We start from the raw sequence: 19,221 nt of genomic DNA on the forward strand, positions 1-19,221 counted from the left end.
CTTCATCCTCTGTCACGGCGCCTCTGAAACATCCCGCCTTTCGCCCCGCCCCGGAACCAGCCCGCCCAGCGCCCGGCCCACGATCGCCCGGACCGAGGGCCGATGACGGGGCGAGAACGGCAGCGGCCGGCAGACCTCCATCGCCGCCACGCCGACGCGGGCCGACAGCGCGCCATTGACCAGCCCCTCGCCGAAGCGGCGCGACAGCTTCGACAGGATCGACCCGCCCAGGACCGGTTCCAGCAGATCGTCGCCCACGGCGACCGCCCCCGTGGCCACCAGATGGGCAAACACCGCGCGGGTCAACCGCCAGCTGCCGATCAGGCCCGAGCGCCCGCCATAGATCTCGGCCACGCGCCGGATCATGCGCAGGCTGGCCAGCAGCGCGGTGGCCACATCCGCCAGCGCCAGCGGCACCAGCGCCGTGACCGTCGCCACCTGGCGTGCCGCCGCCTCCACCTCGCGCAGGGCGCGTGCGTCGAGCGGCGCCAGGATCTCGTCCTCGGCCAGCCCCAGCAGGGCGTCGGCCTCGAACTGCTCGTCCACGCGCTGTTCCAGCCGCACCGCACCCCGGCGGGTCTCGGCCCGGGCGCGGTAGAAGGCCGCCAGCCGCCGCGCCACCGCCCGGGCCGCTTCCAGATCCTGCGCCGCCAGCGCCTGCACCGCCGCCCGGCGCAGCCCGTCGATGCGCCCCAGCCGGGCAATCGCCGCCCCCTCGCGCACAAGGATGGCCAGGACCACAAGCGCCAGCGCGACCAGCAGCCCCCCCACGATCCAGCCCAGCACCGGCGCACGCTGCACGAGGCCGGTGGCGAAATCCCACGCGGCCACGGAAACCGCCGCCCCGATCACCGCCGCCGTCAGCCCCCAGAACCACCGCGCCAGCCGCGACGGCGCCCGCCCGGCCGCATGCACCGCCCGCTGCACCGCCACGCCGGAGGGCACCGCTCCGCCGGGGTCGGGAACCGGCGGGGCATCGGCCACCGACGGATGCGGCGCGTCCTTGTCCCCGACATCGAAAAGGATCGGGCCCCGGGTCATTTCCGCTCCTCCCTGGTCCAGACGAAGGATATGTAGGGCAGGTTTTCCTCCACATCGGCCCCGTCGCCACGGGCGACCTCGACGAAACCGTGGCGCAGATAGAACCGCTGCGCGCGCGCGTTGGCCTCGAACACCCTCAGCGTCAGCCGCGTCGCCCGCGCCTTGGCGAAATCCAGCAGCCGCGCCCCGATCCGCGCCCGCGTGGCCCAGGGCGCCACGTAAAGCGCGCAGATCTCGGCCCCGTCGCGGGCCAGAAAGCCCTGGACCCGCCCCTCGACACAGGCCACCGTGACCCAGCCGCAATCGATCATCGCGCCGCAGAACGCCACGTATTCGGCGCCCGAGTGGAGCTTGGGCATCCACTCGGTTTCCTGCTGGAACCGCCACAGGATCTCGGCAATGACGCCGGCATCGGTGGGCCTGGCGGGGCGCAGCTCGACGGTCACAGCCGGTCTCCGATCAGGAATTCGGCCGCCCGGTCCAGCCGGATATGTGGCGGGCCGTCGCCGGGGCGCAGCGTCAGCGGGGCCGGCTCGAAACGCATGGCCTGAAACTCGGCATCCAGCCACGCCTCGGCCCCGGCCCGCGCCGGCCCCAGAAGCTGCGAGGGATCCTCGGGCAGCTCGCCCGGATAGAACGCCGCCGCGCGCCCGCCGGCCAGGCGCCCCCGCACGCAGGGCAGATCGCGCCCGTCATGGCGGCGCATCTCCTCGGTGGTGACCCGCAGCGCGGCAATGGCCATGCCGGCGGTTTCGGCCCCGGCAAAGCGGGCCCGCTCGCGCGCGTCACGGGTCAGCGCCTCCATGATCGCGCTGAGCCGCGGATGCTGGACATGATGCAGATGATCCGCCTTGGTGGCTGCAAACAGGATCCGCTCCACCCGCCTGCCATGCAGCAGCCGCGCCAGCACGCCGTTTCGCCCCGGCCGGAAGGCGCCCAGAATCCCCGCCATTGCCCGGCGCATGTCCTCGACCGCCGCCGGGCCGTCATGAATGGCGCCCAGAACATCGACCAGCACCACCTGCCGGTCGATGCGCGAGAAATGGTCCCGGAAGAACGGCTTGACCACGAGGTTCTTGTAGGCCTCGAACCGGCGCGCCATCTCGCGCCCCAGAGAGCCGCGCCGCAACCGCCCCGCCGCCGGCAGCGGCGCAAAGGTCAGGACCGGCGATCCCTCCAGATCGCCTGGCAGCAGGAACCGGCCCGGCGTGCAGTCGTGCCAGCCCCGCGCGCGGGCATCGCGCAGCACCCCGGCAAACCGCCGGGCCAGATCCTGCGCCAGCGCCTCGTCATGGTCGGCACCCGGATCCGCAGCACAGGCGCGCGCCACGAAATCCCGGGCAAAATCCCGCCCCTCGAACCGGGCCAGCACGTCCGCCGCCCACCCCTCGTAATCCCGCTCCAGCAGCACCAGATCCAGCAACCACTCGCCGGGATAATCGACAATATCCAGATGCACGCTGCGCGGCCCCGACAACCCGGCCAGGAACCCCGCCGGTCGCACCCGCAGCGAAAGACGCAGCTCGCTCACCGCCCGGGTGCTCGCGGGCCAGTGGGGATCGGCGCCGGTCAGCGCGGCAAGATTCCCCTCGTAATCGAAACGCGCCACCGTGTCGTCGGGCTGGGGCTGAAGAAACGCCGCCTCGATCCGCCCCTCCCGCGCCGCCGCCAGCCCGTGCATCCGCCCGCGATCGATCAGATTGGCCACCAGAGAGGTGATGAACACCGTCTTCCCCGACCGCGCCAGCCCGGTCACGCCAAGCCGGATCACCGGCTCGAACAGGGCCTGTGAAACCCGCTCGCCGGCGGCTTCCACCCCGCGCATGACCCCGTCCGCCAACGAAGAAATCACCTGCACCGCACCCCGATCATCCCGCCTGCCCCAAGGATAGAAGCGATCCGCCCCACATGCCAGCACCTTGCCCGCTTCCTCTTGCCCGAAATACTCTCGGGGGTGAATTGGCCCGGAACGGGCCAAGAGGGGGCAGACAGCCCCCTCGCCCGCGCATCCACCCTTGCCCCGCCGACCCGCCCGCGCTACCAGCCCGCCCATGCCCCGCTACGCCCTGAAAGTCGAATATCTCGGCGCCCCCTTCGCCGGCTGGCAAAGACAGAAGGACCGCCCATCGGTGCAGGCGGCGATCGAAGACGCGCTGGTGCGGCTGGAGCCCGGCCCCCATACCATCGCCGCCGCCGGTCGCACCGATGCGGGCGTTCACGCATTGGGACAGGTCGCGCATTGCGAGCTGCAACGCGAATGGGATCCCTTCCGCCTGAGCGAAGCCCTCAACCACCATCTCAAGCCCCTCCCTGTCGCCATCACCGCCGCCGCACGGGTGGATGACGACTGGCACGCCCGCTTCTCGGCAGTCGAACGGCAATACCTGTTCCGCATCCTGATCCGCCGGGCGCCGGCCACGGTCGAAAACGGGCTGGTCTGGCAGGTGAAACACCAGCTCGACATCGCCGCCATGCGCGCGGCGGCGGCGCATCTCGTCGGGCACCACGACTTCACCACATTCCGCTCGTCGATCTGCCAGGCGGCCAGCCCGGTCAAGACGCTGGACGAGCTGCGGATCGAACCGGCCGAGGGGCTCTCCGGGCCGGAGGTGCATTTCCACGTCCGCGCCCGCTCGTTCCTGCACAACCAGGTGCGCAGCTTCATTGGCACGCTGGAGCGCGTCGGTGCCGGCGCATGGAGCCCCGACGACGTGCGCGCCGCACTCCAGGCACGCGACCGCGCCGCCTGCGGCCCGGTCTGCCCGCCTCATGGCCTCTACCTGGCGCGGGTGCGCTACCCCGAGGATCCCTTCGCCTGAGCGCCCCCCGGCGCCCCCGGCCCGGGATCGAACCCCGCCTCGCGCATCAGCTCGTTCGAGCGCCCTTCGATCCGCTGCTCGATCTCGGCCATGAAGGCTTTGCGGTCCATGCCCGGCGCGATCGGGTCGAGGAATTCGACCACCGCAACACCGGGGCGCAGCATCACGCCCTTCTTCGGCCAGAACAGACCGACATTCGTGGCCGCCGGCACGCAGGTCTGGCCGAGGTGATGGTAAAGGATTGCCGGCCCGACCTTGTAGGGGCGGTACTGGCCCGGAGGCACCCGCGTCCCCTGCGGGTAGATGATGAGCTGGCCGGGCTCCTTGAACTCCTCGGCCACGTCCCGCACCAGCCTGGCCAGTGCCTTGCCCCGCTTGCCGCGATCGACGGGGATGCAGCCCAACCGCTTCGCGTAAAGCCCGATGAACGGGGTCCAGAGAAGTTCGCGCTTCATGATGAACTTGGGCCGGGGCACCGCGTCGAAGATCATGAGGATGTCGAGGAACGACTGATGCTTGGCCGCAATCATCACCTCGCCCTGCGGCACCGCGCCGCGGATCTCGCAGCGGATGCCCACCATCCAGCGCGCCGTCCACATCGCCCAGCGGCAATACAGCTTGCACGCCACCAGCGCACCGCGGCGCGATACCAGCGCCCAGGGCGCAAACCCGATGCCCAGCACCGCCATGGCCAGATACACCTGAATGATGAAAAGCAGCGACCGCAGCCACTGTAGCGCTCCGCCCATCACGACAGCCCCTTCAAGACAGCTCCTTCAGCCTGCGCCGGGCGGCGGCCCAGGTGGCGGCCAGCGCCACCAGCGCCCCCAGCGGCGGAATCGCCAGCGGCAACAGCCAGCCCGCCCCCTGAAAGCCCAGACCGGTGAGAAACCCGCCCTCGGCCGAGGCCTCGGGCAGAGCCATGACCCCGATCATGCCCAGCCCGGTCCCGACCGCCGACCCGATCAGCGCCCGCAGGGTGAAACGGCGCATGAAGGCGCCGGCGATATAGCCGTCGCGGGCGCCCACGAGGCGCAGCACCTCGATCACCTGCGCGTTCGCGGCCAGCGCCGCATTGGCCGCAAGGGTAATCATCGCCGCGGTGGCGCCCCCGATCAGCAGCACCGAGATCCAGCCCAGCCGGCGCAGGCTGTGCGCGGCCCTGACCAGCGGCCGCCGCCAGCGGGAATGATCGTCCAGCACCGCCCCCGGCACCGCCGCCTGCAACCGCAGCCGCAATCCCGCCTCGTCATATCCCGTCTCGGCCGCGGTGATCTCGATCAGCTGCGGAACCGGCAGGTCCTCAAGCGACAGCCCGGCTCCGAACCACGGCGCCAGAAGCGCGGCCTGCTCTTCGCGGCTCAGCGCCCTGGCACGGGCGACGCCGGGGGTCTGACGCAGGATCTTCAGCGCCGCTTCGGTCTGGGCCGCCATCTGGTCGGCCGGCGCGCTGATCCTCAGGGTGGCGCTGCGGGCCAGCTCCTCGGCCCAGCGATCGGCCAACCGCCCCGCGGCCAGGGACAGCGCCAGGGCAAAGACGGCAAGAAAGGCCATGGCACCGGCCACGAACAGGGTCAGATGCGCGGTCTGCCCGCTGGGCGGCACCAGCCGCCCAGCCTGAGCATCGCCCAGAAGGACCGTCCGTATGGCCCCGCGCTTCACAGATCCGCCCCCGCGAGCTGCACCCGCCGATCCGAGATCCGCAGCACCCGCGCCTGAACCTGGCTCTTGGCGGCGCGGATCAGGCCCAGGTCGTGGCTGGCGATCAGCACCGTCTTGCCCATCCGGTTGAGTTCGACCAGCAGCCGCAGAAGGCGCTGCGACATCTCCCAGTCCACATTGCCGGTGGGTTCGTCCGCCAGGATCACGTCCGGCGACATGATGACGGCCCGCGCCAGTGCCGCACGCTGGCGTTCGCCGCCCGACAGCTCGGGCGGCAACGCGTCGGCCCGCGCCCCCAGCCCGACCCATTTCATCAGCTCGGCGAGATTGCCCGCCTCCGCCCCCACGTCCCGCCCCGACACGATCAGCGGCAGGGCGATGTTGTCGGCCACGGGAAGGTGGTCGAGAAAACGGCAGTCCTGATGCACGACGCCGATCCGCCGCCGCATCAGCGCCATCTGGTCGCGGTCGAGCCGGCGCAGATCGGTATCGAACACCCGCACCTGTCCCGAGGCGGGATGCAGCGCACCATAGCACAGCCGGATCAGCGTCGTCTTGCCCGACCCCGAAGGCCCGGTCAGGAAATGGAACGAACCCGGCGCAAGGCGCAGCGTGACCTCGCGCAGCAATTCGCCTCCGCCATAGCTGTATCCCACATTGTCCAGCTCGATCACGGCTGCCTCCCGACGCTCACGCCACCTTGTGCCCCAGCATCCTGCCCGTTGCAATGCCTGCAGATTTGACGCAACCTTGGGCCGATACCCGATGCTGGAAAAATCCTTCTTTGCGTTCCGAAGCCGAACACATATCATCCCGGAAAAAATTCGACCGGCGCAAGGCGCCCGGTTTGAGGAGGCAGAATGCGGCTCATTTGTCCGAACTGTGACGCCGAGTATGAGGTGCCGGACGAAGTGATCCCGCCCGAGGGGCGGGATGTTCAATGTTCGAACTGCGGTCACACCTGGTATCAGGTGCATCCCGATCACCCCGAACTTGCCGAAACCTTGCAGGCCCCGCCGCCGGGGGGGGATTTTCCGCATGAACAAGGCGGCACCGCGGCCGGCCGCCCCGCCGCTGCGCGCCGGGAAATCGACCCCGGCATTTCCGAGATTCTCCGTGAAGAGGCCGAACGCGAAGCCCGCCTGCGCGCGCGGGAGCAGGAAGGGCAACCGCTGGAATCCCAGCCCGATCTGGGCCTGGAAGCCGGTGACGGAATGGACGAACGCCGCCGCCGCGAGGCACGCGAGCGCATGGCCCGGATCCGGGGCGAAGACACGGTCGGGGCGGCCGCGGATGCCGGTTCGCGGCGCGATCTTCTGCCGGATATCGAGGAGATCAATTCTTCCCTCCGCCCCGGCGAGGAACGCACCCCCGGAACCGAGATCGGCCCGTTTCTGCGCGAAGAGGCATTCGAACCCGAAGCCCCGGAAAAAAGCGGCTTCCTGCGCGGCTTCGCCGTTGCGCTGGCAATAGCGGCGGCCCTAGCGGTGGTCTATGCCAAGTCCGAGGCAATCTCGGCGGCGGTGCCCGCGCTCGATCCGGTGCTGTCCGCCTATACCGGCCTAGTGGATCAGGCACGCGTCTGGCTGGAGGATCAGGCCAACGCGCTGCTGCCCAGGGCCGAACCCTGAGCGCCGCGCCGGCGGCAGTCCCCCCAGCGCACGGCCCCGACCGACCGGAACATGTCGCGTCTGACGGAATTCGACGCAATGTGCGGCAGAGGGCATGCACCCGCCCCTGTTTCCCGTCGCGTGTGAACCGCCGGATCAGGGCGCGTTGCCCTGCCGCTCTCCGAACCGATCCAGCAGCCGGCGCAGGTAGTCGCGTTCGATCCGGGGGCGCTCTGCATCGCCCGAACGGCGGCGGATCTCGTCGAGAAGTTCGCGCGCCCGGCGATAGACATCCTCTCCGTTCAGCAGATCCTGCTCGGTTCCCGCAACTCCGCTGTTGCCCGTACGACGCCCCAGCGGGTCGCGCTCCTGCCCGCCCATGGCGCGTTCGCTGCTGCCCTGCCCCTGCCGGTCGCGCCGGGCCTGAGCCAGAGCCTCGCCCAGGGACCGCATGCCCTCCCGCAACGCCTCCATCGCTTCGGACTGACGATCGAGCGCGCCGGCCAGGTCGTCCTCGCGCAGCGCATCCTCGGCCCGTTTCATCGCCCGCCCGGCCCGGTCGAGCGATTCGCGGGCGGCGTCGCCCTCGGGGGTTCCCGCCCCCGGCAACCCCTGCTGCTGGCGGCGCAATTCCTCGCGCAAGGCCTGCTGGCGATCGGCCAGGGACCCTTCGCCGCCGTCCGGTCCGCCGCCCCGGGGCGCTTGCCCCTGATCCTGGCCCTGGCCGCGGCCCTCACGGCCTTCGGGGCCTTCCCCGCGCTGCCGGTCGCCCTGATTGCGATTGCCTTGCCCCGAACGGGCATCAGGATCGAACCGTTCCTGCAGGTCGCGGAAGGCCTGATCGCTCAGCCCCTGCTGACGGCGCAGGGTTTCGGCCAGATCGTCCAGCGCCCGCTGCCCGTCGGACCGGCCGGAACGGCCCTGTCCCTGCGTCACCCGCATGTTTTCCATCATCTGCTGGAACTCGCGCAGCGCCTCCTGCGCCTCGGCCATGCGCCCCTGTTCCATCAGCTCCTGGATGCGGTCCATCATCCGCTGCAGGTCGTCCTGACTCATCTGCAGGCTGTCGCCCTGCGGCTGCTGCCCGTTCTCGCCGTTTTCCTGTGCTTGGCGCGACAACTGCCGCAGGTAATCGTCGGTGGCGCGGCGCAGCTCCTGCATCAGCTCGGCGATCTCGGCATCGCTGGCCCCGTTCTTCATCGCCTGCGAAAGCCGCTCCTGCGCGCGGCGCATCCGTTCCAGGGCGTCGCTGAGGTCACCCTCTTCCAGTGCCACGGCAAGGTTCCACAGCGCCTCGGCGATCTCGTCCTGCTGCTGCGGCGTCAGGCCGGCGCGGGCGTAGCCTTCCAGCTGCCGCACGATGAACCGCAGCCGCAGGTAATCGGTTTCCTTGCGGAAGATGTCGTCGGGGCGGTTCGAGACCGCCCGCAGGATCTGCGCCACCCGCGGCGCGTTGGCACGCGCCCACAGCAGGTCGCGGCGCTGCTCGGCCACCGCCGCCGCCAGCGGGTCGAAGAAGCGCCGCGCCGGCAGGGGGACCGACAAGGAGTCCGAGCGCCCCTCCTGCCCGGCACCGTCGCGCACCGTCAGGGTGATCGTCACCGGCAGGTTGGCCCAGGGGTGTTTCGAGAAATCCTCGACCAACGCCTCCTCGAACGCCGAGCGGTCGCCGATGACGGGAAGCGGCAGATCGACGGTCACGGGGTCGCGCGGGTCGGGTTCGGCGGCCAGCCCGTGCCGGCGCTCCACCGCCGCCAGGTCCAGCGCGATGGTGGCCCGCCCCGATACGATCCCGTAATCGTCCAGCGCCGTGAACGGCAGCGTCATCGCCCCCCCCGGGCGCAGCTCGGCCTTGCCGGCAACCGTCACGGCCGGAGGCGTGTCGGGGATCATCTCCACCGCCCATTCGCGCCCCCCCGGCCCGTCGATGCGCAGGATGCCGTCGCGGTTCACGGTCAGGTCGCGTTCGACCTGCGGACCCTCGGCCTGCGGCGCCGCCTCGCCCGAGACGGTTTCGGTCACCGCCAGCGCGCCCGGATCGCCGTAAAGGCGCAGCAGGACGCGGCTGCCCTTCGGCGCGCGCAGAGGGGCGCCGGGCTTGACATCGGCCAGGTAGATCGTCGGCAGGCCGGTATAGCGGGGCGGCTCCAGCCAGCCCTCCCAGGACGGGCCGCCGGCCACCGCCGCGCCGCCCGGCGCCAGATCGACCACCGAGCCCACCCGCCAGACCGAGCCGAACAGCAGCGCCACCGCCAGCGCCAGCATCGCCGAATAGCGCAGCGCGTAAGGGTCGAGCCGGGCGATGCGCAGATCGGGCCGGGGCGGGCGGAGCCGTTTGGCGCGGGCGGCCATGCGCTCCTGGTGGGCCGCCCAGACTGCCCGGCTGGCCGCATCCCGCGCCCCGATCGCCTGCCGGTCCAGCACCGCGCTGATCGGGTGCCCCGGCGCGGTCGTATCCAGGCGCGCCAGAACCTCGTCCCGGCCGGGCCAGCGAAACCGCAGTGCCGCGAAAACCAGCGCCACCAGCGCCGCCAGAATGCTGGCAGCTCCGATGATCCACACTCCCCCCTGCGGCAGCGCGTCCTGCACCCCCAGCATGAGCGCCGCCAGTACCGCCATGACCACGGTGAAGAACGGCCAGAACGCGCGCAGCGCGCGTTCCGCCACCATCCCGGCCAAGGTTGCCGCCAGCGGCCAGCGCAGACGGCGCAGCAGGGTTTCAGGGCCGGGCGTCGGGGCGGTCAATGGCGCGGTCTCCTTCCGGTCACGGGGCGCAGTTTCGCGGCCCCGCGCGGGATTGCGTCAGAGCCATTCGGGGATGGTATCGCGTTTGAGGATTTCGTCAAAGCTCGGGCGTCGGCGGATAACCGCGAATTGATCCCCCTTCACCATCACCTCGGGGACGAGGGGGCGGGTGTTGTATTCGCTGGCCATCACCGCGCCGTAGGCCCCCGCCCCGCGAAAGGCGAGAAGGTCGCCGGCGGAAATCGGCGCCATGGCGCGCGCCCGGGCGAAGGTGTCGCCGGTTTCGCAGACCGGGCCGACGATGTCGTAGGCGTGTTTTTCGGCACCCGGCGCCGGCTCCTCGACCGGGATGATGTCGTGATGGGCGTCATACATGGCCGGACGGACAAGGTCATTCATCGCCGCGTCCACGATGACGAAATCGCGCCCCTCGCCCCGCTTGACATAGATGGTGCGGGTCACCATCAGCCCGGCATTGCCGACGATCAGCCGGCCCGGCTCGATCACGATTTCGCAGCCCAGATGGCCAAGCACGCGGCGGACCATGGCGCCGTATTCACGCGGCAGGGGCGGTACCTCGTTCGACCGGGCATAGGGGATGCCCAGGCCCCCGCCGAGATCGAGGCGGCGAATGTCGTGGCCATCGGCGCGCAGGGTTTCGGCCAGAGCGGCCATCTTCTCGTAGGCCAGCCGGAAGGGTTCGAGATCGGTCAGCTGGCTGCCGATATGCATGTCGATGCCGATCACCTCCAGCCCCGGCAGGGCCGCCGCACGGGCATAGACCTCGCGCGCGCGCGCAATCGGGATGCCGAACTTGTTTTCCGCCTTGCCGGTGGAGATCTTGGCATGGGTGCGCGCATCCACGTCCGGGTTCACCCGGAAGGCAACCGGCGCCACCTTGCCCAGATCCAGTGCCACCGCGTTCACGACCTCCATCTCGGGTTCGGATTCCACGTTGAACTGGCGGATGCCGCCCGAAAGCGCGGTACGAATCTCGTCCGCGGTCTTGCCGACGCCGGAGAACACGATCCGCTCGCCCGGCACGCCGGCGGCGCGGGCACGCCGGTATTCGCCCTCGGAAACCACGTCCATGCCGGCGCCGGCGCGCGACAGGGTGGTCAGGATCGCCTGGTTGCTGGCCGCCTTCACCGCATAGCAGATCAGGTGATCGGTGCCTTCCAGCGCCTCTTCGAACAGCGCGTAGTGGCGCAGAAGCGTGGCCGTCGAATAGACATAGAACGGTGTGCCCACCGCCGCCGCGATTTCGGCCACGGGCACGTCCTCGGCGTACAGCCGGCCGTCTCGGTAGATGAAATGGTCCATGCGCGCGATTAGACAGAAACCCGCGCATGGTTCAATCGTAAATCCGCCCCTCCGCTGCCGGGCGGGGTCGGGCGGTCTCAGCGCACCGGCCGGCTGCGCAGGAACAGATAGAGCGGCAGCCCACAGCCGATCCCCAGCAGGGCGGTGGCGGGAATGGCCAGCAGCGCCTCCCAGTTGCGCCGCACCGCAACCTCGGCCAGGATCCACAGCGCCAGCGCCGCCGATGCGACCACCAGCTGCCAGAACAGCGCGCCGCTCGCCGCACCCGCCATCCAGGCCGCGAGCAGCGCCTGCGGATCGGGGCCGTTGTCGCGCAGCCAGGTGGCCATGAGCAGCCCCGGCTGCACCGCCCCCCACAGGGCCAGAAGGAGATATGCCGCGCGCAGCGCCGACATGGGGCGGGCGCTCAGAACCCGGCCGCCAGCGGCGAGGGCGCCGCCCGCGACGGCGGCACCGGTTCGCCATCGGCGCCGCAGGCCGCAAGCGCCGACAGAAGGGCAAGGGACAGAACCACCCGTCGCATCATCCGATCCGCTCCTTCCAGCCTGCGATCTGCGCCCGCACCTGCGCCGGCGCGGTGCCGCCGTAGGATGTGCGCGAGTTTACCGAATTTTCCACGCCGAGCACATTGTAGACATCTTCGGTGATCCCGGGATGGACCGAGCGCATCTCGTCCAGGCCCAGATCGGGCAGGTCGCAGCCCGCCTTCTCGGCCATCGCTACCAGCGCGCCGGTGACGTGATGGGCCTCGCGGAAGGGCAGGCCCAACACCCGCACCAGCCAGTCGGCAAGATCGGTGGCGGTGGAAAACCCGCTGCCCGCGGCCGCCGCCAGGGCATCGCGATTGGCGGTCATGTCGCGCACCATGCCCTCCATCGCCGCCAGCGCCAGCATCAGGTTGTCGGCGGCGTCGAAGACCTGTTCCTTGTCTTCCTGCATGTCCTTGGAATAGGCCAGCGGCAGCCCCTTCATCACCATCATCAGCGCCACGTTGGCCCCGAAGATGCGCCCGATCTTGGCGCGGATCAGCTCGGCCGCGTCGGGGTTCTTCTTCTGCGGCATGATCGACGAGCCGGTGGAGAAGCGGTCGGACAGGGTGACGAAGCGGAACTGGGCCGAGGACCAGATCACCAGCTCTTCGGCCAGCCGCGACAGGTGCATGGCGCAGATGCCGGCTACCGAGAGGAACTCCAGCGCGAAATCGCGGTCGCTGACCGCATCGAGCGAGTTGGCACAGGGCCGATCGAAGCCCAGCGCCTTCGCGGTCATCTCCCGGTCGATCGGGAACGAGGTGCCGGCCAGCGCCGCCGCGCCCAGGGGACATTCGTTCATCCGCGCCCGCGCATCGCGCATCCGCGACAGATCGCGCGAGAACATCTCCACATAGGCCATCATGTGGTGCCCCCAGGTCACCGGCTGCGCCACCTGCAGATGGGTGAAGCCCGGCATCACCCAGTCGGCGCCGGCCTCGGCCTGCGCCAGCAGCGCCCGCATCAGGGCCTCGAGTCCCGCCGCCGCCGCGTCCAGCTGCTCGCGCACCCACAGCCGGAAATCGGTGGCCACCTGGTCGTTGCGCGAACGCGCGGTGTGCAGACGGCCGGCCGGTTCGCCGATGATCTCCTTCAGCCGCGCCTCGACATTCATGTGAATGTCCTCCAGCGCCGTCGAAAAGGCAAAATCGCCCGACTCGATCTCGCCCAGGACCGCGACAAGCCCTTTATCTATGGCCTCGGCATCGCTATCGCTGATGATGCCCGTGGCCGCCAGCATGGCGGCATGGGCCCGCGAGCCGGCAATGTCCTGCGCCGCCAGCCGCCGGTCGAACCCGATCGAGGCGTTGATCGCCTCCATGATCGCGTCCGGCCCCGCGGCGAAGCGGCCGCCCCACATGCGGTTCGAGGTCTGGTCTGCCATGTCGTGCCCCTCTGGAGGAAAAATGCGCCTGATCCGTTCCGCTCTCCTTTATCTGGCCCTCGCGCTGGGTGCAAACGCGGCCGCCGCCGCCGATATCGCCGCGCTGCGGGCGCTGGCCGACGGCGACATGCGCAAGCTGGAATTCCTCGACCGGCCAACCCCCGTCCCCGACACCCCCTTCATGCTGGAAAACGGGGCGGGCAGCGCCACGCTGGCCATGTTCCGGGGCAAATACGTGCTGCTGAACTTCTGGGCCACCTGGTGCGCCCCCTGCCGCAAGGAAATGCCGATGCTGGCCGCGCTGCAGGACGAATTCGGCGGCGACCGCTTCGAGGTCGTCACCCTGGCGACGGGACGCAACCGGCCGACCGCAATCCGAAAGTTCTTCGAACAGATCAACGTGACCAACCTGCCCGGCCATACCGATCCGAAGATGGCCCTTGCCCGGAAGATGGGCGTGCTCGGCCTGCCGGCAACGGTGATCATCGACCCCAAGGGGCGCGAGATCGCCCGCCTCATGGGCGAGGCAGACTGGGAATCCGACAGCGCACGAGCCATCGTCCGCGCCCTGATCGCACACGAATAGGCCCCGACCCCTTCCCCCTGCCGCGCGCGCCGGCACGAACGCCCCCGATCCCCCCCTGCACGCATGGGAAGATCGCAGCCGCGCGCCCTCGCCTTCCCAACGAAGAAGTTTGACAGACGCCACCCACATTCTTCACATATGAAAAAGGGGGCATTCAGCATGTCGATATCGGTCCTGATCGCTCTGGTCGCCGGAGGTATCGCGGGTATCGCGGTGCTGCTGCACGTGATGGGCCTGTCACGGCGCATGCCGATGTCACCCGAGGACGCGCGGGCGGCATGGCACCGCGAATTCCCCGATGACGAAGCCGTCGAGGTCATGATCACGCCCGACGGGCTTGCCGCGCTGATCCTCACCCGCGAAGGCAGGGGCCTGATCTGGTCGATGGGCATCGACCCCACGGCCCGGCGCCTGCACGACTTCGATGTCACCGAGGATCCGAACGGGCTGACCATCCGCTTCTCCGACTTCTCTGCCCCGAGGGTCCGCCTGCACATCCCCCCCGAATCACGCGATATCTGGCTTGAGAAACTGGGCATTCGATGACGCAGGAGACCGCTTCGCTCCAATACCCGGACGTCGTTCAGCTGGCCGTTCCGCTCTTCATCGCGGCGATCCTGGCCGAAATCCTCTGGATCTCATGGAAACGGCGGGGCGGCCGCTACGAGACCCGCGACGCGGTGACGTCGCTGATCATGGGCGCGGGCAACGTGGCCTCCGGCATCGCGTTCGGCTTCGTCACCTGGGGCTTCTTCATGTGGCTGTGGCGGATCACGCCGCTGGATCTGGGCGCCTCGCTGCCGGTGGTCGCGCTGTGCTTCGTGCTCGACGATCTGCGCTATTACTGGGTGCACCGCCTCGGACACCGCATCCGCTGGGTCTGGGCCAGCCACGTCAACCACCACTCCAGCCAGCACTACAACCTGACCACGGCGCTGCGGCAGAGCTGGACCGGCACCTTCACCTTCATGATGATCATCCGCGCGCCGCTGATCCTGCTCGGCTTTCACCCGGCGATCGTGCTGTTCGTGGGCGGGCTCAACCTGATCTACCAGTTCTGGATCCACACCGAAACCATCGGCCGGATGCCGCGCTGGTTCGAGGCGATCTTCAACACCCCCTCGCACCACCGCGTCCACCACGGCCGCAACCCGCGCTACCTGGATGCCAATTATGCCGGCGTGTTCATCGTCTGGGACCGGCTCTTCGGCACCTTCGTCCCCGAAAACGACGACGAACGCCCCGATTACGGGCTGATCCGCAACCTGGGCACCTTCAACCCCCTGCGGGTGGCGTTTCACGAATGGCTCGCCCTCTTCAGCGACCTGTTCCGCCCCGGCCTGACCCTGCGCGAACGCCTCGGCTATGCCTTCGGCCCGCCGGGCTGGAGCCATGACGGCTCGCGCCTGACCACCGACCAGATCAAGCGCCACGCGGCACGCCCCCCCCGACATCCGCCGATCCGGCACCGGCTGATCCCCGCCGCCCCCCTTCCTCTTGCCCAAAATACTCCGGGGGTGAGGCCGCAGGCCGAGGGGGCAGAGCCCCCTTTCGCACCTCCCCCGCCCGCCATCAGTCAGGCCGCATCACCTCCGCATGCCGCGGGCAGCTCACAAGATGATCGTTGACCATGCCCACCGCCTGCATGAAGGCATAGACGATGGTCGGCCCGCAGAACCGGAACCCCGCCGCCCGAAGATCCTTCGAGATCCGTTCCGAAAGAGCCGTCGCCACGGGCACCTCGTCGAGGCATTGCCAATGATTCACCAAGAGGCGGCCATCGACATATCGCCACAGGAAACGGTCGAACCCCTCGCGCGCCTCGATCTCCAGCCAGGCACGGGCGTTGGTGATGGTTGCCTCGATCTTGCCGCGATGGCGCACGATGCCCGCATCACCCAGCAATCGCCTCACCTCCTCCTCGCCCCACCGCGCGATCACCTCCGGATCGAACCCGGCAAAGGCGCGGCGAAAATTCTCCCGCTTCTTCAGAATGGTGATCCAGCTCAACCCCGCCTGAAACCCGTCCAGTACAAGCTTCTCCCAAAGCGCGCGGCTGTCGCGCTCGGGCACGCCCCATTCGGTGTCGTGATAATCCCTGTAGATCTGCTCGGACCCGACCCAGCCGCAGCGCTCCATGGCACCCGTTCCCGCGATATTGAACGAAATCCGATTCAAACCCGAAGCTTAACCCGCAATCAACGGATTTTCCCGACTCTCCGGCAAAAACCAACGAACGGGTGCAGACATGGCCGACCGAGCGACGCGCCGCCAGCGACTTGCCGACATCCCGCCTGGGGGCGACAGCCCGCTGAACGCGGCAGTCGCAGCGCGCGACCGCGACATGCTGAACATGGTGGAGCGCGCGATCCGGCACCGCAACTGCATGCTGGCCTTCCAGCCGGTCATGCGGGCCCGCCCCCCGCACGGCACCGCCTTTCACGAAGGGCTGATCCGGGTGCTGGACGCAACGGGACGGGTGATTCCGGCACGCGACTTCATGTCGGCCGTCGAAAACTCCGAACTGGGGCGGGAACTGGACGGCATCGCCCTGGACATCGGCCTGCGCATGCTGGCCCGCCACCCCGATCTGCGGCTGTCGATCAACATGTCGGCGCGCTCGATCGGCTACCGGCGCTGGATGCGCGTGCTCGACCGCCATCTGGGCCGCGACGCGTCGCTGGGTCAGCGCCTGATCCTCGAGATATCGGAAAGCTCGGCCATGACCGTGCCGGAACTGGTGACCGACTTCATGGACAGGCTGCACGGCCGCGGCATTGCCTTCGCGCTCGACGATTTCGGCGCAGGGCAGATCGCGCTGCGCCATTTCCGCGACTTCTTCTTCGACGCGGTGAAGATCGACGGCCAGTTCGTGCGCGGCATCCATGCCAACCCCGACAACCAGGCGCTCGCCCGGGCACTGCTCGCGATCGCGCGGGAATTCGACATGCTGACCATCGCCGAATCGGTCGAGTCCGAGAAGGACGCGGAATTCCTGGTCGCCAACGGCGTCGATTGCCTGCAAGGCTACCTGTTCGGCGCGCCCACCGTCCGGCCCGGCTGGGCCTCAGGCAATCCGCCGGCCCGATGCGCAGCCCGCTGATGCGCCCTGCCGTCCGCCCCCTGTGTCACCCTGACTGTTGCTGCACCTGCAGCAATCCGCTATTCCGCCTGCATGAAGCGCGAAACGAAACGGTCGCACGCCGGCGACAGGGGCGGTGCTGCCGGGGGGTTGCGCGCGCATCATGGCAGAGGACCCTGATCACATGACCAACGTAGTTATTGCATCCGCCGCACGCACCGGTGTCGGCAGCTTTGGCGGCTCTTTCGCCAACACGCCGGCCCACGACCTGGGCCGCGCCGTTCTCGAGGCCGTCGTCGAGCGCGCGGGCATCGACAAGGGCGAGGTTTCCGAAACGATCATGGGCCAGGTCCTGACCGCCGCCCAGGGCCAGAACCCGGCCCGGCAGGCGCATGTGAACGCCGGTCTGCCGATCGAGGCCGCCGCCTGGAGCATCAACCAGGTCTGCGGCTCGGGGCTGCGCTCGGTGGCGCTGGGCGCCCAGCACATCCAGCTGGGGGATGCCGACATCGTCTGCGCCGGCGGCATGGAGAACATGACCATGAGCCCACACGCCGCGCCGCTGCGGGCCGGCCACAAGATGGGCGATCTCGACTTCATCGACACCATGATCCGCGACGGGCTGTGGGATGCCTTCAACGGCTATCACATGGGCCAGACCGCCGAGAACGTCGCTGAAAAATGGCAGATCAGCCGCGAGGCGCAGGACGAATTCGCCGTCGCCAGCCAGAACAAGGCGGAAGCCGCGCAAAAGGCGGGCAAATTCGACGACGAGATCATCCCCTTCACCATCCGCACCCGCAAGGGCGACATCGTGATGGACAAGGACGAATACATCCGCCACGGCGCCAGTATCGAATCGATGCAGAAGCTGCGCCCGGCCTTCACCCGCGACGGCACCGTGACTGCCGCCAATGCCAGCGGCATCAACGACGGCGCCGCCGCCGTCCTGCTGATGAGCGCCGAGAACGCCGAAAAGCGCGGCATCGAACCGCTGGCCCGGATCGTCTCCTGGGCCACCGCCGGGGTGGATCCCTCGATCATGGGCATTGGCCCCGTCGCCGCCTCGCGCAAGGCGCTGGAAAAAGCCGGCTGGACGGTTGATGACCTCGACCTGGTCGAGGCCAACGAAGCCTTTGCCGCCCAGGCCCTGGCGGTGAACAAGGACATGGGCTGGGACCCCGAGATCGTCAACGTCAACGGCGGCGCCATCGCCATCGGCCACCCGATCGGCGCCAGCGGCAACCGGATCCTCAACACCCTGCTGTTCGAGATGAAGCGCCGCGGCGCGAAGAAGGGCCTCGCCACGCTCTGCATCGGCGGCGGGATGGGCGTCGCCATGTGCGTCGAGCGCCCCTGAACCCGCGATCGCATCCGCATCATCTGACGATAGGGGCGCCCTGTCCGGGCGCCCCTTTGCTTTCAGGGAAAAGACAGCCCCTCGCTGCCTTGCGACAAAAAATATACCGCGGTGCGGCATATTCTTTAGGTAATAATATTGCGCATCCAGCATTAGTTTCGTAACAGAGTTACCAACAGAAGACACAAAACGGAGGACATCATGGCAAGAGTTGCACTCGTCACCGGCGGATCGCGCGGCATAGGTGCGGCCATTTCCAGGGCCCTGAAGGCCGAGGGCTACAAGGTCGCCGCAACCTATGCCGGCAACGACGAAGCGGCTGCAAAATTCGCCGACGAGACCGGAATTGCGACCTACAAGTGGAACGTGGCCGATTACGAGGCCAGCAAGGCCGGCATCGACCGGGTGGAATCCGATCTGGGCCCGATCGACGTGGTCGTGGCCAATGCCGGCATCACCCGCGACGCCCCGTTCCACAAGATGACCCCGCAGCAGTGGCAGGAGGTGATCGACACCAACCTGACCGGCGTTTTCAACACCATCCACCCGGTCTGGCCGGGGATGCGCGAACGCAAGTTCGGTCGGGTCATCGTGATTTCCTCGATCAACGGGCAGAAGGGCCAGTTCGCGCAGGTCAACTACGCCGCCACCAAGGCCGGCGATCTGGGGATCATCAAGTCGCTGGCGCAGGAAGGGGCGCGCTACAACATCACCGCCAACGCGGTCTGCCCCGGCTATATCGCCACCGACATGGTGATGGCGGTGCCGGAAAAGGTGCGCGAATCAATCATCGCCCAGATCCCCGTCGGTCGCCTGGGCGAGCCCGAGGAAATCGCCCGCTGCGTGGTGTTCCTTGCCGCCGACGAGGCGGGCTTCATCACCGGTTCCACCGTGTCGGCCAATGGTGGCCAGTTCTTCGTCTGAACCTCCGTTACCGGAATCTATCGGGCCGGGCCTGCGGGACCGGCCCGTTTCATCTCCGCCGCCGCGGCAGGAGACATTCCGCATCGCTCTTGCCCGTTGCCACCGATGCGCTTAGAGCATATCGCGTTCATTCACATTCACCCGATACGCTCCAC

Annotated in this window: 19 protein-coding genes; 8 read left to right on the forward strand and 11 right to left on the reverse strand. The window is 68.9% G+C overall.

Annotated features, from left to right (window positions below; genetic code table 11):
* Positions 1-12: 12 nt before the first annotated feature.
* The 3 genes from ACZ5CM_RS12470 to ACZ5CM_RS12480 are packed head-to-tail and all read right to left on the reverse strand — an operon-like array spanning position 13 to position 2,866.
* The gene (locus tag ACZ5CM_RS12470; RefSeq protein ID WP_464639097.1) at positions 13-1,041 is read right to left on the reverse strand and encodes a YcjF family protein; all 1,029 of its coding nucleotides are present in this window, start codon (positions 1,039-1,041) and stop codon (positions 13-15) included.
* A complete protein-coding gene (locus ACZ5CM_RS12475) occupies positions 1,038-1,487 on the reverse strand; it encodes an N-acetyltransferase family protein (RefSeq protein WP_464639098.1) in 450 nt (149 codons plus the stop codon). The genes ACZ5CM_RS12470 and ACZ5CM_RS12475 overlap by 4 nt, the downstream gene beginning before the upstream one ends.
* Positions 1,484-2,866 carry a YcjX family GTP-binding protein gene (locus tag ACZ5CM_RS12480; protein WP_464642596.1) on the reverse strand — a complete coding sequence of 461 codons (1,383 nt, stop codon included), beginning with the start codon at positions 2,864-2,866 and terminating at the stop codon, positions 1,484-1,486. The genes ACZ5CM_RS12475 and ACZ5CM_RS12480 overlap by 4 nt, the downstream gene beginning before the upstream one ends.
* Positions 2,867-3,092: 226 nt before the next feature.
* Here ACZ5CM_RS12480 and truA point away from each other — a divergent pair, with 226 nt between their 5' ends.
* Positions 3,093-3,860: a tRNA pseudouridine(38-40) synthase TruA gene (gene truA / locus ACZ5CM_RS12485; RefSeq protein ID WP_464639099.1), complete on the forward strand. Its 768-nt coding sequence runs from the start codon at positions 3,093-3,095 to the stop codon at positions 3,858-3,860.
* On the opposite strand, the gene ACZ5CM_RS12490 is transcribed toward truA, so the two are convergent.
* From ACZ5CM_RS12490 to ACZ5CM_RS12500, 3 genes are read right to left on the reverse strand one after another with little or no spacing between them, the layout of a single operon-like run.
* Positions 3,836-4,609, reverse strand: a complete 774-nt coding sequence (locus ACZ5CM_RS12490) for a lysophospholipid acyltransferase family protein (protein ID WP_464639100.1) — start codon at positions 4,607-4,609, stop codon at positions 3,836-3,838. The genes truA and ACZ5CM_RS12490 overlap by 25 nt on opposite strands.
* 13 nt (positions 4,610-4,622) lie before the next feature.
* Positions 4,623-5,522 carry a cell division protein FtsX gene (locus ACZ5CM_RS12495; RefSeq protein WP_464639101.1) on the reverse strand — a complete coding sequence of 300 codons (900 nt, stop codon included), beginning with the start codon at positions 5,520-5,522 and terminating at the stop codon, positions 4,623-4,625.
* Entirely contained in the window at positions 5,519-6,196 is a 678-nt protein-coding gene (locus ACZ5CM_RS12500) for a cell division ATP-binding protein FtsE (protein WP_464639102.1), read from the reverse strand. Before ACZ5CM_RS12500 ends, ACZ5CM_RS12495 begins: the two co-directional genes overlap by 4 nt.
* A 186-nt stretch (positions 6,197-6,382) precedes the next feature.
* Between ACZ5CM_RS12500 and ACZ5CM_RS12505 the strand changes: the two genes are divergently transcribed.
* A complete protein-coding gene (locus ACZ5CM_RS12505; protein WP_464639103.1) occupies positions 6,383-7,153 on the forward strand; it encodes a zinc-ribbon domain-containing protein in 771 nt (256 codons plus the stop codon).
* Between the two features lie 135 nt (positions 7,154-7,288).
* Here ACZ5CM_RS12505 and ACZ5CM_RS12510 read toward each other — a convergent pair whose 3' ends face one another.
* The 4 genes from ACZ5CM_RS12510 to argH all read right to left on the reverse strand — a co-directional run bounded on the left by ACZ5CM_RS12510 (position 7,289) and on the right by argH (position 13,114).
* Positions 7,289-9,877 carry a TIGR02302 family protein gene (locus tag ACZ5CM_RS12510; protein WP_464639104.1) on the reverse strand — a complete coding sequence of 863 codons (2,589 nt, stop codon included), beginning with the start codon at positions 9,875-9,877 and terminating at the stop codon, positions 7,289-7,291.
* Positions 9,878-9,934: 57 nt separating this feature from the next.
* Positions 9,935-11,200: a diaminopimelate decarboxylase gene (lysA, locus tag ACZ5CM_RS12515; RefSeq protein ID WP_464639105.1), complete on the reverse strand. Its 1,266-nt coding sequence runs from the start codon at positions 11,198-11,200 to the stop codon at positions 9,935-9,937.
* A gap of 77 nt (positions 11,201-11,277) precedes the next feature.
* Entirely contained in the window at positions 11,278-11,595 is a 318-nt protein-coding gene (locus ACZ5CM_RS12520) for a DUF2834 domain-containing protein (protein WP_464639106.1), read from the reverse strand.
* 127 nt (positions 11,596-11,722) lie between these two features.
* Positions 11,723-13,114, reverse strand: a complete 1,392-nt coding sequence (argH, locus tag ACZ5CM_RS12525; protein ID WP_464639107.1) for an argininosuccinate lyase — start codon at positions 13,112-13,114, stop codon at positions 11,723-11,725.
* A 22-nt stretch (positions 13,115-13,136) separates the two neighbouring features.
* On the opposite strand from argH, the gene ACZ5CM_RS12530 reads away from it, so the two are divergent.
* The 3 genes from ACZ5CM_RS12530 (at position 13,137) to ACZ5CM_RS12540 (ending at position 15,328) form a co-directional block, all read left to right on the forward strand.
* Positions 13,137-13,700, forward strand: coding sequence for a TlpA family protein disulfide reductase (locus tag ACZ5CM_RS12530; RefSeq protein WP_464639108.1), 564 nt, complete (start codon positions 13,137-13,139; stop codon positions 13,698-13,700).
* A 159-nt stretch (positions 13,701-13,859) separates the two neighbouring features.
* The gene (locus ACZ5CM_RS12535) at positions 13,860-14,246 is read left to right on the forward strand and encodes a hypothetical protein (RefSeq protein WP_464639109.1); all 387 of its coding nucleotides are present in this window, start codon (positions 13,860-13,862) and stop codon (positions 14,244-14,246) included.
* The gene (locus ACZ5CM_RS12540) at positions 14,243-15,328 is read left to right on the forward strand and encodes a sterol desaturase family protein (protein WP_464639110.1); all 1,086 of its coding nucleotides are present in this window, start codon (positions 14,243-14,245) and stop codon (positions 15,326-15,328) included. Before ACZ5CM_RS12535 ends, ACZ5CM_RS12540 begins: the two co-directional genes overlap by 4 nt.
* On the opposite strand, the gene ACZ5CM_RS12545 is transcribed toward ACZ5CM_RS12540, so the two are convergent.
* Entirely contained in the window at positions 15,273-15,839 is a 567-nt protein-coding gene (locus tag ACZ5CM_RS12545; RefSeq protein ID WP_464639111.1) for a DNA-3-methyladenine glycosylase I, read from the reverse strand. The two genes, ACZ5CM_RS12540 and ACZ5CM_RS12545, sit on opposite strands and share 56 nt — an antisense overlap.
* Before the next feature lie 109 nt (positions 15,840-15,948).
* Between ACZ5CM_RS12545 and ACZ5CM_RS12550 the strand changes: the two genes are divergently transcribed.
* From ACZ5CM_RS12550 to phbB, 3 genes are all read left to right on the forward strand, one after another.
* Entirely contained in the window at positions 15,949-16,803 is an 855-nt protein-coding gene (locus tag ACZ5CM_RS12550) for an EAL domain-containing protein (RefSeq protein ID WP_464639112.1), read from the forward strand.
* 163 nt (positions 16,804-16,966) lie between these two features.
* Entirely contained in the window at positions 16,967-18,142 is a 1,176-nt protein-coding gene (locus ACZ5CM_RS12555) for an acetyl-CoA C-acetyltransferase (protein WP_464639113.1), read from the forward strand.
* 201 nt (positions 18,143-18,343) lie between these two features.
* Positions 18,344-19,066 carry an acetoacetyl-CoA reductase gene (gene phbB, locus ACZ5CM_RS12560; RefSeq protein ID WP_464639114.1) on the forward strand — a complete coding sequence of 241 codons (723 nt, stop codon included), beginning with the start codon at positions 18,344-18,346 and terminating at the stop codon, positions 19,064-19,066.
* Positions 19,067-19,221: the final 155 nt, after the last annotated feature.

Source organism: Piezobacter thermophilus, assembly GCF_055386745.1.